Source organism: Caproiciproducens lactatisolvens, from assembly GCF_052443335.1.
Lineage (GTDB): Bacteria > Bacillota > Clostridia > Oscillospirales > Acutalibacteraceae > Caproiciproducens.
In genome coordinates this window covers 377,497-390,788 of sequence record NZ_CP195750.1, presented here as the reverse complement: position 1 = coordinate 390,788, position 13,292 = coordinate 377,497, and the positions used below count along the sequence as shown (strand labels likewise).

Genomic DNA, 13,292 nt, shown 5'->3' with positions numbered 1-13,292 from the left:
GAATTCGTTAAAAATTTACCATAGTAAAATGCACAAAGCTTTTGCTCCACTTTTGGAGGATTTTCATCAGCTTCCTTCAATCGGCATCGCCGCGTGGGCGTTCAGATCCATTTTCGCAATGTTTCCTGCAAGAAACTCATAGTAGCCCTGCGCGCCGACCATGGCGGCGTTGTCCCCGCAAAGCTTCAGCTCCGGCATATAGAATTCCCAGCCGCGGTCCCCGCACTCCTTTTGCAGACGGCTGCGCAGAAGGGAATTGGCGGAAACGCCGCCCGCGATCACCAGCCTGGTGCTGCCGGTATCCTGCGCGGCCTTCACAAAATTTTTGACCAGACAGTCGACCACCGCCTTGCGGAACGAGGCCGCCAGGTCCTCCACCGGCAAGGCCCGTCCCTTCTGCTGCGCGTTGTGGATCAGGTTGATGACCGCCGTTTTCAGCCCGGAAAAGCTGTAATCGTACGGCGAGCCGTCCACCGTCGGCCGCGGCAGCAAAAAAGCGTTGGGGTTCCCGCCCTCGGCGCGGCGGTCCATCTCCACCCCGCCGGGGTAAGGCATCCCCATGGCCCTCGCGGCCTTGTCAAAGGCTTCGCCGGCCGCGTCGTCGCGCGTGCGGCCCAGAACATGAAGGTCCGTATAATCCTTTACCTCCACAATATGGCTGTGGCCGCCGGAGACGATCAGGCACAGAAACGGCGGCTTCAGCTCCGGTGAAGTGATGTAGTTCGCGGCGATGTGCGAGCGGAGGTGATGCACCGGCACGATCGGCTTTCCGGAGGACAGGGCCAGCCCCTTCGCAAAATTCACGCCCACCAGCAGCGCGCCGATCAGTCCGGGCGCATAGGTGACGGCGACGGCGTCGGCCTCGTCCAGCGTCATTCCCGCGTCGTCAAGGGCTTTCTGCGTAACGCCCACAATCGCCTCGCAGTGGCGGCGCGACGCGATTTCCGGCACGACGCCGCCGTAAAGTTTGTGTTCCTCCACCTGTGAGGCAACCACCGAAGACAGAACTTTTCTTCCGTCCTCCACCACCGCGGCGGCGGTCTCGTCGCAGGAGCTTTCCAGTGCTAAAATCCGCATTCTCTATTTTCCCCTTATTCTTTAAAATAAAACCGTCCGGCCCGCTGTCTGACGGAAAACCGGCGCATTCATCCTTTATTCTGAAAAAATCTCGTCATCAGCAGCGCGTCCTCTTTCGGTGACGTGTAAAAATCCTTTCTGACCCCGACCGGCTCAAAACCGAGCCCGGCGTAAAGCGCGACGGCGGCATCGTTGCTCCGCCGCACCTCCAGCGTGATGAATTCCGCATGGTTTTTGACCGCATCCTCTATTAAATACCGCACCAGCGCCCGCGCGATCCCCCTCCGGCGAAAGCCGGGGTGGACGCAGACCTTGTCGATATAGCATTCCCCGCAGACGCAGTGCATGCCCGCGCAGCCCACGGTTTCCCCCCCGCACTCCGCCGCGGCAAACCGGGCCGTATCGCTGAAAAGCTCCGCGCGGAGCCCTTCGCGCGTCCAGGGGTCCGAAAAGCAGAGGGCGTCGATCTTCGTCAGCGCGTCAAGGTGCTCCCCGCCCATCGGCACGATCCGCGCCCCGCTCACCCCGGCACCTGCCCCGGCTGCTCCGACTGCAGGTCAATCTGACGCACCGCGTGCCTTGCGACCTGTATCAGAATAAATAGCATCATGACCGCCAGCAGCTGCACGCTGAAAAAGTCCGTGTTGAACAGGTTGTGGCAGACGGCGTAGGTGGAGCTCAGCACCGTGACCACCGGCACATAGAGCATCTTCGGAAAATAAAACGCGAAGACAACCGACAGGATATCCGCCAGATAGAAATACCGCTCGTGCATATGCGGGAGGACGAACGGTAAAAACAGCGCGAAAAAGAGCGCCAGCGAAACAAACAATTCGTCCGTAAAAACAAACTTCCTCTTATACAGATAGAAAAGCGCGGCAATGGTCAGCGCGCCGGCCAGGATCACCGCGGCGGCGCTGATGTACTCCGGCGTGTCCTCCGGCAGCCAGGTGTACAGGTTCGGCAGGAACATGGCGATCATCTTATACTGCCCCGCCTGGGAAAAATACACCGTCAGAAGTTCCCGCATGCTGCGCCCCAGAAACAGGGCGGGAAGGATGGCCAGCAGGTACACGAACGGAATCATCAGAAAAGTGCTGAGGCGCACCCTGCGCTTGATGAGCAGGAGCAGCAAAAACGGCGCCAGAAACACCGCCTGCAATTTAAAAATAAACGCGACGGCAAAGGCGGCGACCGCCTGATATTCCTTATCCAGCATGAAATAGTACACACAGGCGACAAGCGCGGCGGTAAAAATCGCGTCGCACTGTCCCCAGACGGCCGAATTCAGCACCACGCTCGGCAGGAACAGAACAGTTGCGTAAGCCATGCCTCCGTACAGGGGGTCGTCAACCTTCAGCCGGACCGTTTTCCTTACGTAAATGGCCAGAACAATGTCCGCCAGGCTGGAAACCAGCTTAATGGCGGTCAGCCCGGAAACGGGAAGATAGGTAAACCCGGCAAGCAGATAAAGATAGGTCGGCATATAGTCGCCGATATCCATCCCCACCGCCGCAAAGCCGCCGTTGTCCTTCAGCGCGGTGTACCATCCCTGCAAAAACTGGCGGTAATCCCCCGACTCAAACGGGAAAAGCAGAAAACGGCACAGCAGGGCCAGCACCGTGATCAGAACAAGGAAGCCCATGTTTTCAAACTGTTCGTTTGTCAGCTCTTTGCGCCTGCGCAATTTTCTCCCACCTTTTCATAGATTAGAAAATCAAATTCGAGATGCGTTTTTAGCGTCCGTACCTGTTTCAGCCGCCGTACGCCCTCCGCCCCGGTTTTGTAAAAATAAGGTGTCATGGCGAACAGGTCCTGAATCAACGCGCCGGAAATCGCGGCGTCGGTCTGTACCGGCACGCGGCCGGCAAAGGCAAACCCGCCGTAATCCGCCTCAAACGCTTCGTTCTCATAGGGCTTCTCGTACAGGATTTCCTTTAACCCGTACAGATGGCGGGGACCCGACACGGCCAGAATCAGAGTTCCGCCCGGTTTGAGCACGCGGTTCAGCTCGCTTTCCACCACCGGCGCGAACACGTCCAGAGCAAAATCCGCCGCGCCGTCCGAAACCGGGATGGCGAAGCTGCTGGCGACGGCGAAGGAAATCGATTTATATTTTTTCGCCGCGGCCTTTACCGCGAACTTGGAAATATCAAACCCGAAGACCCGCGGGGAAAACCCGTGGGAAAGCAGGTCGTCGCACAGGCGCCCGGTATAGTAGCCCTCCCCGCAGCCCGCGTCAAGGATGGTTGGACTTTTTGTCCGGGAATATGCGCGCACCAGCTCGTTAAGCCTGTCGCTGAAAAGCCGGTAGGCGCCGGATTCCAGAAAGCGGCGGCGCGACGCGGTCATTTCCCTGTTGTCGCCGGGTACTTTGGCGCGCATTTTGTTCGGCGGCAGAAGGTGGACATAGCCCTCCCCCGCAATATCGTAGCTGTGCCCGTTTTTGCAGACATAGGCTTTCGCAAGCCTGTCCAGCTTTTCCCGGCAGACAGGGCAGGTGAAAATGGTCATGCCTTCGCCTCGTACCAGGTTTTTCCGATTTTCGCCTCGGCAACCATCGGCACCGAGAGGGAAACGGCGTTCTCCATTTCCTCCGTCAGAATCCGCGCGGCCTTTTCCGCCTCGTCCTTCGGGGACTCCACAATCAGTTCGTCGTGCACCTGCAAAATCAGACGGGACCGCATATTCTCTTTTTCCAGCCGCTTTTCCACCTTCACCATGGCGATTTTGATGATATCGGCGGCGGCGCCCTGGATCGGCATATTGCGCGCCACCCGTTCGCCGAACGAGCGCATGTTGAAATTGCTGGAGGTCAGCTCCGGCAGGTAACGGCGGCGGCCGAACATGGTTTCGGCGTAGCCGGTTTCCTTCGCCCGCGCCACAACCTCTTTCATATACCGGTCGATCCCGGAATAGTGGGCAAGGTAATCCTTGATATAGGTATCGGCCTCCCTGCGCGTAACATGGATGTTCTTCGCAAGGGAAAACGCGCCGATCCCGTACACAATGCCGAAATTGACCGCCTTGGCGCGGCTGCGCATCACCGGGGTGACCATCTGCTCCGGCATATGGAACACCTGTGCCGCCGTGCTGCGGTGGATATCGTCGTTATTCAAAAACGCCTGTATCATATTTTTGTCATTGGCAACATGCGCCAGAACGCGCAGCTCAATCTGGGAGTAATCCGCGTCCACCAGCACCCAGTCCTCGCGCGCGACAAAGAAACGGCGCATTTCCCGGCCGAGGTCGGTGCGCACGGGGATGTTCTGCAGATTCGGCTCCGTGGAACTGATGCGGCCCGTGCGCGTTTCCGTCTGGTTGAAATTGGAATGGATTCTCCCGTCGGGCGCGATCACCTTTAAAAGGCCCTCGCAGTAGGTGGATTTCAGCTTTGCCAGGCTGCGGTAATTCAGCACCAGCTCCACCGCCGGGTGCTCATAGCGCAGGTTTTCCAGAATTTCCACCGCCGTGGAATAGCCGGTTTTCGTCTTTTTCCCGTGATTCAGCCCCAGTTTTTCAAACAGCGCTTCGCCCAGCTGTTTGGGGGAATTGATATTGAATTCATAGCCGACCGTTTCATAAATCTGCGTCTGGATCGTGTCGATCTGTGCCTGTAAAACCTCTCCGTACGAGCGGATGCCGTCCTTGTCCACGGCAAAGCCGACGGTTTCCATGCGGGCCAGCACTTCCGCCAGGGGCATTTCGATGTTATTTAACAGCTCCGTCTGGTTTTTCTTCCCGATTTCACCGGCCAGCACGTCCGCAAGCGCGGGCATCACACAAGCGTCCGTCAGCAGGGCGTCCTCCTGCCGGGTCAGGGCAAGGCCGTACTCCTGCGCCAGCCGGGACGGCTCGTAGCCGGACGCCGACGGATTGAGCAGGTAAGCCGCCAGCATCGTGTCGATCCCGGGATTTTTCAGCACGATGTCCCGCGCCAGCAGCGCGGCGTAAAGCGGTTTGATGTCATGCGTATTCTTGCGGATGGTTTCGTCCTCACAGAGCCGTTTGATCCATCCGGCGTCGTCGATCACATGAATCCGGCTGCCGCTGTTGAGATACAGTTTCAGGTTCCCGCCGTCATCCTCCGCGATAAAGTCGGCGCGGCCCGCCTTTTGCAGTCCCTTCAAAAGCGCGGCCGGGTCGGTGTTTTCCGCAACGCCCGGCGCGGCTTCCTCCGCTTTCTCCGCCTCCGGAGAAGCAGCGGGTTCGCGCAGGCCCATTTTGTCGATCAGCGAGAAAAATTCGAGCTTTGCCATCAGGCGCGCGGCGGCGTCATTGTCGCAGGGCTGCGGAATATAGTGGGAAATTTCCGTATCGACCGGCGCGTCCGTGCGGATGGTCCCGAGGTAGCGGCTCAGATAGGCGGTCTCCTTGTCCCTGATCAGCTTCTGGCGCATTCCCTCCTTGATATCGAGCGTATCGATCTCCTGATAAATGGAATCCAGATCGTGATATCTCTGAATCAGGTCGCCCGCGCCCTTCGGGCCGATGCCCGCGACGCCCGGAATATTGTCCGACGAATCCCCCTGAATCGCCTTGATGTCGATCAGCTGCTTCGGGGTCACGCCGTAGTCCTCCATAATTTTGGCCTCGTCGTAAACCGTGACCTGCGGCTGGCCGAATTTGGTCGCGGCAAGCCGGACGCTGACACGCGGCCCGACCAGCTGAAGGCTGTCGCGGTCGCCGGTGGCGAGAATGCACTCGTCCCCGGTTTCGCTGCAACGGTGCGCCAGCGTGCCCAGAATATCGTCGGCCTCAAAGCCCTCGCACTCCACCAGACGGTAGCCTAAAAGCCGCAGCAATTCCTTGAGATTGGGAAGCTGCTGGGCCAGCTCTTCGGGCATCCCCTTGCGCTGCGCCTTGTAACCCGCGTATTCCTTGTGGCGGAAGGTCGGCGCGCGCATATCGAACGCGATGGCCACCGCGTCGGGATCGGTTTCGTTTTTCAGTTTCTGCAGCATGGTCAGAAAGCCGTAAATTCCGTTGGTAAAAATGCCTTCCTTCGTGGTCAGAAGGCGGATGCCGTAGAACGCACGGTTCAATATGCTGTTTCCGTCAAGTACAAGCAGCTTCATGTTGTTCTCCTTTTTCAGCAGTATCGTCTGCGGGCGGACCGGAAAGCAGCATCGCCGGCCGGAAAGCCTCGCCTCTTTTCAAACATATACATTGGTATTATAGCACTTTCCAAAGAAAAAAATAAGTGTTATAATGAACGCGGATTTTAAAACGGAAAGGAATTTTGCATGAAAATCGGCAATTTACAAATAGATGGCTTCGCCGTGCTCGCGCCGATGGCCGGCGTGGCCGACCGGGCTTTCCGCGAGACCTGCGTGCGGTTCGGGGCCTCCTATGCGGTCAGCGAAATGGTCAGTTCGAAGGGGCTTCAGTTCAACGACAAAAAGACCGGCGAACTGATGGAGCTGAGCGGCGCGGAGCGCCCGGCGGGCATCCAGCTTTTCGGCAGCGAGCCCGCCGTGATGGCACAGGCGGCAAAAAAGGCGATGGAGTACCGCCCGGACGTGATCGACATCAACATGGGATGCCCCGCGCCGAAGGTGAGCTGCAGCGGCTCCGGCAGCGCGCTGATGAAAAACCCCGGACTCTGCGGGGAAATCGTCGCGGCGGTCAAAAGCGCCGTCCCCGTACCGGTCACGGTGAAAATACGCAAGGGCTGGGACAGCGGCAGCGTCAACGCGGTGGAAGTCGCTAAAATCTGCGAGGCCGCGGGTGCGGACGCCGTCACCGTCCACGGCCGCACGCGCGAGCAGATGTACGCCCCCGGCGCGGACTGGGAAATCATCCGCCGGGTCAAGCAGGCGGTCGGCATCCCCGTGATCGGAAACGGCGACGTTGTTTCCGCGAAGGCCGCCGCGCAGATGCTGGAGCAGACCGGCTGCGACGCGGTGATGGTCGGGCGCGGGGCGCTGGGCAACCCGTGGATTTTTTCACAGATCAACGCCTACCTGACCGATTCGTGCCGAATCGTCCCTCCGCCGGATATCCATGAGCGCATCCTGGTCATGCTGCGGCATATCCGGCTGATGTGCGGATACAAGGGCGAGCGCCGCGCCATGAACGAGGCGCGCAAGCATGTGGGCTGGTACCTGAAAGGAATGAAAAACGCCGCGTCGTTCCGCCGCCGGGCGGGAGTTCTGGAAAGCTGGGAGCAGCTGGAGGAGCTGGCCCGGGATATCCTTCTGGCGAACAGCGAACCCACACAGCCTCTATAACGGAAAAACCGCCGGAGGTTTCTCCGGCGGTCATTTTTTCACTTACTTTTCCATATAAACAATGGCGAAGGTCCCCGGCCCGCAGTGAACCGAAACGGAACAGCCGCAGTCCCCGACCACGATTTCCTCAAAATTCTGGTATTCCATGATCTTCTGTCTGACCGCTTCAATGGTTTCACTGTCCACGTCGTAGTGGGCGATGATCAGACGGGAAAGATCGATGTTTTCCGCGCCCTTCAGCCTGTCCTCCGCCAGCTTGCAGACTGCCGATTTCAGGCTTCCGCGGTACTTTTTGGCGACGCCCATCTTGCCGTCCTTCACGTCGATGCAGGGCTTCAGGTTCAGCAGGTTCGCGCCCAGCGCCTGCACCCCGGTGCAGCGCCCGCCCTTATACATATAAAGCAGCGTGCTGATCACGCAGGTGGTGCGGACCTTCCCGGTCATCGCCCCGATCCGCTGTGCGATCTCCGCCGCGGAATATCCCTGATCGCGCAGTTCGGCCGCCTTCACGGCAAGGATGCCCATGCCGCTGGACACGTTGCGGGAGTCCACGGGATAAACGCCGTCAAACTTTTCGGCGGCCATCTTCGCGATATTCGGCGTCACGGTCAGCTCCGCGCTGATACTGAAATGCACGACCTCCCAGCCTTCATCCGTCCACCTGCGGTAGAACTCCTCGTAATACGCGGGAGTCGGCGCGGAGGTGGTGGGAAGCTGTCCGGTCTTTTTATAATATTCAAACAGGTCCGGCGTATGGACGGTTACCCCGTCCAGATAGGACTTGTCGCCCAGATTCACGTTGAGCGGAATGACTTCAATCCGGTAGCGTTCCAGCATCTGTGCGTTCAGGTCGCAGGTGCTGTCGGCTACAATTTTTACCTTTCGCTGCATAGCTCCTCCTATTTTTCCTTGTAAAACAAAACAAGCGTGTTGGGGCCCGTGTGGACCGTCATGCTGCATCCCGCGCGCGAGGTGAGGACCTGCCGGAACTTCCCGCTTTCCTTCACCATTCTGACAACGCTGTCAAAAAGTGACCGGTCCATCCCCGTGGTGGAAACAAACGCGCGCTCGTCGTCCATATTCGGCTGCTCCAGTACAAAACGGATATATTCCTTGCAGACCTGCGCAAAATTTCCGCGGAATTTCCGCCGCACGGAAAGCACGCCGTGGGTGTCCAGCAGAAGGCATGGGCGCAGCTTCAGCAGGTTTGCCCCGAACATCTGCAGCATGGTGGCCCGTCCGCCCCGGTAGGCAAATTCCAGCGTATCCAGAAGCACGTTGGTTCGCATTTTGGTTTTGTCTGTTTCGATCCTGTCAAAAATCTCTTTCGCGGACATCCCCGCGTCGCGCATGTCGGCGGCCCGGAGCACCAAAAGGCCCTGAGCGGAGCTCAGCGTAAAGGTGTCCACCACATAAACGTTGTCGAATTCCTGCGCGGCGATCACGGCGTTCTGATAGGACGAGGAAAATTTGGAATTCATCGCGATATGGACCACATCGTTTCCGTTCTCCACCTGCTTTTTGAACAGTTCAAAAAAATCGGCGGGCGGAGGAGCCGACGTTTTCGGCAGCCGGTGCGTTTTCTCGTAATCCACAAAAAGGTCGTCCGGCCCGATTTCAAAAACATCCCGGCGGGTGCGGCCTTCCACCGTAATATAAAGCGGGACAATCTCTACCCGATACTGCTTATATAAATCGGGAAACAAGTCGCAGGCACTGTCGGTGCTGATAATTACGCCCATAATCGCACTCCCAAAATCATTTTGCATACTAATTTTTTAATTATATCATCCTGAAACCGTTTTTTCAATCTTCCTCTGCCGCAAATGTATTTCTATGGAAATTTTACAGAAAATTCACAGTTGTATGGGAACTATATTATATGATATGATATGTTTATGTCAGCTTATCAGCATTGAGAGGATTTGTGATAATGAATATAAAATCGAAGAGATTTCTGACAGTGTTTCTGACACTGATTTTTGCGGTCACGGTGTTTACGCTGACTGCTTTTGCAGAGAGCAATGCTACCGTTCCGGTCGACCCGCCCGGGCAGGAGACCACAAGCTCCGTTTCCACGGGCGGCGGTTCTTCCCATCCCGGAGGTGCTTCGCAGGGGGACGTTTCTTCCCAGCCGGGAGAGACGTCCCAGCCCGACGGTAATTCACAGGGGGAATCTTCTCAGCCCGATCAAAACAGCCAGGCCGAGTCCGTCGTGAGTAATCCGGAAAGTTCCGAGCCGGCCGCGGTTTCCAGCAAGGAGCCGGTGGTAAACCACTATGTCGATACCCACGCCAACGAGGTGGAAAAAAGAGCTTCTCAGGCGGCGCAGACCATCAGCGACCCGGACGTGCTTTCTTCCCAGGATTGGGGCGAGCTTCTTTCCAGCGGAGATTCTTCTTCCAGCGAGACGGTGGCGGCCGCCGGTACCGTCAGCAGTGAAGCCGAACCCCCGTCGGGGATCGGCGGCGTATCCTGGCTTCTGATTTTGGGTGTTGTGCTGATTGTTCTTGCAATGTGCGGGATCGGCCTGTTCATCTACCTTCAGTTTTTTTTTCAGGGGCGCCGTCAAAACCTGAAATTCGCCCCCGCGGGCGGCGTTCAGGAAGCCGATGAGCCCGTAGCTTTTGAGGACATCAGCTCCTACAGCGACGAGGCGCAGCATCAAACCGATGCCGTTTCCGACGATACGCAGTCCTTTACCGACATTCAGTCCAGCTCGGCCGAAGCCGCAGCCCCCGCCGCCGCAGAGCTGGCGCCCGCTGCGAAATCCCGGACCATCGCAAAACACCGGCCCGCCGCGAAGCCGCAGCCGGATAAAAGGCCGGTGAAGCCCGATCGGGAAGAAACCGCGCCCATTCCGCAGGATCTTTTAAACCGGAGCAATCCGTCCGTTTCTTCCCCCGACCGCGATTCTCTCCCGAAATCACAGGCGCAGCCGGTACAGGACAGCAACTTTGACTGGGAGAAGTTTTTCAACGAAGAAAAGTAAGCGAATGCTCTTTTAAAAACAGAAAAAATAAAAGCGCTTTGAACCGGGTTTTTTCCGTTCAAGGCGCTTTTTTATGATCCTTTGAAATGATTGATTCCGCTTTATTCGGCGGCGACCGATTTCAGCCCCGTGGTAAACCGGATCGTCTTCCCGTCGCATCGTGCCAAAACGGTTTTCTGCCGGTCGGTGCGGTAAATAGTTACTCCGGCTTTCTTCAGCCGGTCCACCACTTCCTTATGCGGGTGGCCGTAATCGTTGTTCAGGCCGCAGGAGATCACCGCCGCGCTCGGGCCCGCCGCCTTTAAGAAGGCGGCGCTGGTGGAGGTGGAGCTGCCGTGATGCCCGCATTTCAGAACGTCGCACCGCAGGTCGTACCCCTTTTCCACCATCTCCTTTTCGCTGTCCGATTCCGCGTCCCCGGTAAACAGAAAGCGCTTTTCGCCGCTTGTAAGCATCGTCACGATGGAATAGCTGTTCAGATCGCCGTATTTTTCGGAATTCGGAGCCAGTATTTCCAGTTTTTCCTCCCCGGTGTCAAAAATCACCGTGCCCGCTTTCGCGGCGGTGATTTTCAGCCCCTTCCGGTCGATGGCGGTCAGCAGCTTTTCATAGGTTGCCGTGGTGGGAATCTGGCTGTCGGGGATTCTGGGCATATAGACCTTCCCGATGGAAAAGCGGTCGACGATCTGCTCCATCCCGCCGATGTGGTCGGCGTGGGGGTGCGTCGCAATCAGGCAGTCGATTTTTGAAACCCCCAGATCTGTCAGGTAATCGGCAAGCTCCTGCGCCGTTTCCGGGGTGCCCGCGTCGATCAGGATATTTTCGCCTGTTTTCAGGCGGATCAGCTCGCTGTCCCCCTGCCCTACGTCAAGAAAGTAGACGCTTGTGGCGTCCTGCTCCGCCCCGGACGGCTGTGCACCACCCGAGGAGCTCTGCGGCGCCGGACCGGCGACCATCCCCGTCCCGCCGCGGGACCCGAACGCCATAGCCGCCGAAATTGCGGCAAAAATCAACAGAGAGACCCAGAAAGGTGTTCTCTGATTTTTTCTGTGTGCCAATAATGTTCCTCCTTATGTTCCCGTGTACTAAAAAAACCGCCCTCACGGGCGGCGAGAGTGTCGAAAAACTTGCCAGGTGGAATCGTGCCAAGGCGGTAGATTCGTTCCTGCCGATTACGCTTTTTCCGTTCCGAAAAGATTGAAGCGGAAAAGCTTGGATTCGTCCTCCGGCTTTTCACAGACAATAAAGGCCTCTGCGATTTTTCCGCCTTCGATCAGCTGTGTCAGCCCGACTAATTGGCTGAGCTTGCTCTTTAAATTGAGATGGTCGCCCTCGCGCGTTACCAGAAAGACGTTTCCCTCGCACTGGTCAAGCACCTTTAAAAACGCGGGAACATCCACATCATGCAGTTGAAGCGTAGATGACGTCATAATAAACCTCCTTCGGCGGTGAATTTCACCGGTCAGTGATACGAATATCTTCCAAGGCCATTATAACATTTTCTTCCTGATTGTCAATGAGCGGGCATGCCTTCCGTCTGCCGGGACGGCTTGCAGTTTTCCGGCCGGATGTGCTATAATGCCTATTGATTACTTTAGCAGAGTCCGCATCCGGAACTTTGCTATCAAGACAGGAGATTGTTAAAATGGCTTTCGCACCCGGGTCCGCCATCGTATTGGGTGACAAAACGGACCTGCCCATGATTTACGAGGACATGAAGCAGCAGTTCCCGCCCTGCGAGCTGTATCCGTATCCAAGGTTTTTGCAGCTTCTGAACGGCGACCGGTATAAAATCCTGCTGTTCCGGCGGCTTTCCGACAACGAGCTGATCGGCTACGCTTTGGTGTATGCGATGGAGGGCAGCAATATTCTCTGGCTGGATTACCTGGCCGTCCTGAAAAAATACCATGCCTGCGGATACGGCAGCGCGCTGTTCCGCGCACTCTGGCAGAAATACTGCGGCCCGTTCGACGGCATCCTGTTTTCCGTGGAGTATGTCTCCGAAACCGACACGGAGCTTGCCGAGCGGCAGAAACGGCGCATCCGGTTCTACGAAAAGCTGGGCGCGCGCCGCCTCCACGCGAAATTTCTTCAGCCCTGCGAGGACGGGGGCTTTCTGATGCACCTGTATTTCAAACCTCGCTGCGGATATATTACCATCAGCCGCTCCGTGCAGATGCAGGCGGTCAGCCAGATGTACGACTACTGCTTCTTTTACCTAAAGCACCGCCGGGAGCTGCTTCCCAAATTCAGGGACACCATTGTCGACGAAAAATTTACTGACTGACGATCCGGCCGTCCTGTATCTGTACCACGCGGCCCGCAGAAGCGGCAATTTTTTCGTCGTGCGTAATCAAAACAACCGTTTTCCCTTCTTCATTTAAAGAATTCAATATCCGCATGACCGCCGCGCCGGACTTTGAGTCCAGGTTTCCGGTCGGTTCATCGGCCAGAATAATGGGTGGCTTTGCCGCGATCGCGCGCGCAATGGCCACCCTTTGCTGCTGCCCGCCGCTCATCTGGTCGGGCCTGTGGTGCTCGCGGTTCGTCAGCCCGACCTTCGAAAGGGCCTCCTGCGCAAGGGCGCGGCGCCCGGATTTTGGAATCCCGCGGTAAAGCAGGGGGAGCTCCACGTTTTCAAGCGCGTCCAGCCCGCCGATCAGATTGAACCCCTGAAAGACAAACCCGAGCTCGCAGTTGCGGATCTGCGTCAGCCGCTTTTCGCTCAGACCCGCCACGTTTTCCCCGTCCAGATAATACTCGCCCATGGTCGGCGTGTCCAGACAGCCCAGAATATTCATCAGGGTCGACTTTCCCGAGCCGGACTGGCCGACGATGGCGACGAATTCACCCTCGTCGATGGACAGGGAAACGCCGTTCAGCGCGCGCACTTCGTTCTCCCCTTTGTTGTATATCTTATAAATATTACTGATTGTAATCAAATTTCCGATCGTGAACACCTCGTTTACAAATATCCCTGAATCGCTTAT

13 protein-coding genes are annotated in these 13,292 nt (G+C 57.3%); 3 read left to right on the top strand and 10 right to left on the bottom strand.

Translation table 11 applies throughout. From position 1 onward, the window contains the following. Positions 1 to 66 precede the first annotated feature (66 nt). From tsaD to polA, 5 genes are all read right to left on the bottom strand, one after another. Entirely contained in the window at positions 67 to 1,077 is a 1,011-nt protein-coding gene (tsaD, locus tag ACRQV7_RS01885; protein ID WP_444659214.1) for a tRNA (adenosine(37)-N6)-threonylcarbamoyltransferase complex transferase subunit TsaD, read from the bottom strand. Positions 1,078 to 1,145: 68 nt separating this feature from the next. Next, entirely contained in the window at positions 1,146 to 1,601 is a 456-nt protein-coding gene (gene rimI, locus ACRQV7_RS01880) for a ribosomal protein S18-alanine N-acetyltransferase (protein ID WP_444659213.1), read from the bottom strand. After that, positions 1,598 to 2,764: a hypothetical protein gene (locus tag ACRQV7_RS01875; RefSeq protein ID WP_444659212.1), complete on the bottom strand. Its 1,167-nt coding sequence runs from the start codon at positions 2,762 to 2,764 to the stop codon at positions 1,598 to 1,600. Before ACRQV7_RS01875 ends, rimI begins: the two co-directional genes overlap by 4 nt. Beyond that, positions 2,743 to 3,591 (bottom strand): putative RNA methyltransferase, encoded by an 849-nt coding sequence (locus tag ACRQV7_RS01870; protein WP_444659211.1) that lies wholly within the window; start codon positions 3,589 to 3,591, stop codon positions 2,743 to 2,745. The genes ACRQV7_RS01875 and ACRQV7_RS01870 overlap by 22 nt, the downstream gene beginning before the upstream one ends. Beyond that, on the bottom strand, positions 3,588 to 6,155 hold the full coding sequence (gene polA / locus ACRQV7_RS01865; protein WP_444659210.1) for a DNA polymerase I: 2,568 nt from the start codon (positions 6,153 to 6,155) through the stop codon (positions 3,588 to 3,590). The genes ACRQV7_RS01870 and polA overlap by 4 nt, the downstream gene beginning before the upstream one ends. 168 nt (positions 6,156 to 6,323) lie before the next feature. Between polA and dusB the strand changes: the two genes are divergently transcribed. Continuing rightward, complete coding sequence (dusB, locus tag ACRQV7_RS01860) at positions 6,324 to 7,310, top strand: tRNA dihydrouridine synthase DusB (protein WP_275717873.1); 987 nt, start codon at positions 6,324 to 6,326, stop codon at positions 7,308 to 7,310. Between the two features lie 42 nt (positions 7,311 to 7,352). Here the strand turns inward: dusB and ACRQV7_RS01855 are convergent, their stop codons facing one another. Together ACRQV7_RS01855 and ACRQV7_RS01850 are read right to left on the bottom strand one after the other, a co-directional pair. After that, positions 7,353 to 8,201, bottom strand: coding sequence for a DegV family protein (locus ACRQV7_RS01855; protein WP_444659209.1), 849 nt, complete (start codon positions 8,199 to 8,201; stop codon positions 7,353 to 7,355). A gap of 8 nt (positions 8,202 to 8,209) precedes the next feature. Then, a complete protein-coding gene (locus tag ACRQV7_RS01850) occupies positions 8,210 to 9,052 on the bottom strand; it encodes a DegV family protein (RefSeq protein ID WP_275717687.1) in 843 nt (280 codons plus the stop codon). 191 nt (positions 9,053 to 9,243) lie between these two features. On the opposite strand from ACRQV7_RS01850, the gene ACRQV7_RS01845 reads away from it, so the two are divergent. Further along, complete coding sequence (locus ACRQV7_RS01845) at positions 9,244 to 10,302, top strand: hypothetical protein (protein ID WP_444659208.1); 1,059 nt, start codon at positions 9,244 to 9,246, stop codon at positions 10,300 to 10,302. Positions 10,303 to 10,403: 101 nt separating this feature from the next. Here the strand turns inward: ACRQV7_RS01845 and ACRQV7_RS01840 are convergent, their stop codons facing one another. Both ACRQV7_RS01840 and ACRQV7_RS01835 read right to left on the bottom strand, forming a co-directional pair. Continuing rightward, positions 10,404 to 11,360 (bottom strand): ComEC/Rec2 family competence protein, encoded by a 957-nt coding sequence (locus ACRQV7_RS01840; protein WP_444659207.1) that lies wholly within the window; start codon positions 11,358 to 11,360, stop codon positions 10,404 to 10,406. 114 nt (positions 11,361 to 11,474) lie between these two features. Beyond that, complete coding sequence (locus tag ACRQV7_RS01835; RefSeq protein ID WP_444659206.1) at positions 11,475 to 11,732, bottom strand: hypothetical protein; 258 nt, start codon at positions 11,730 to 11,732, stop codon at positions 11,475 to 11,477. 215 nt (positions 11,733 to 11,947) lie between these two features. Here ACRQV7_RS01835 and ACRQV7_RS01830 point away from each other — a divergent pair, with 215 nt between their 5' ends. Continuing rightward, on the top strand, positions 11,948 to 12,589 hold the full coding sequence (locus ACRQV7_RS01830) for a GNAT family N-acetyltransferase (protein ID WP_444659205.1): 642 nt from the start codon (positions 11,948 to 11,950) through the stop codon (positions 12,587 to 12,589). Here the strand turns inward: ACRQV7_RS01830 and ACRQV7_RS01825 are convergent. Then, the gene (locus tag ACRQV7_RS01825; protein WP_442868022.1) at positions 12,579 to 13,244 is read right to left on the bottom strand and encodes an ABC transporter ATP-binding protein; all 666 of its coding nucleotides are present in this window, start codon (positions 13,242 to 13,244) and stop codon (positions 12,579 to 12,581) included. The two genes, ACRQV7_RS01830 and ACRQV7_RS01825, sit on opposite strands and share 11 nt — an antisense overlap. Between the last annotated feature and the right edge of the window lie 48 nt (positions 13,245 to 13,292).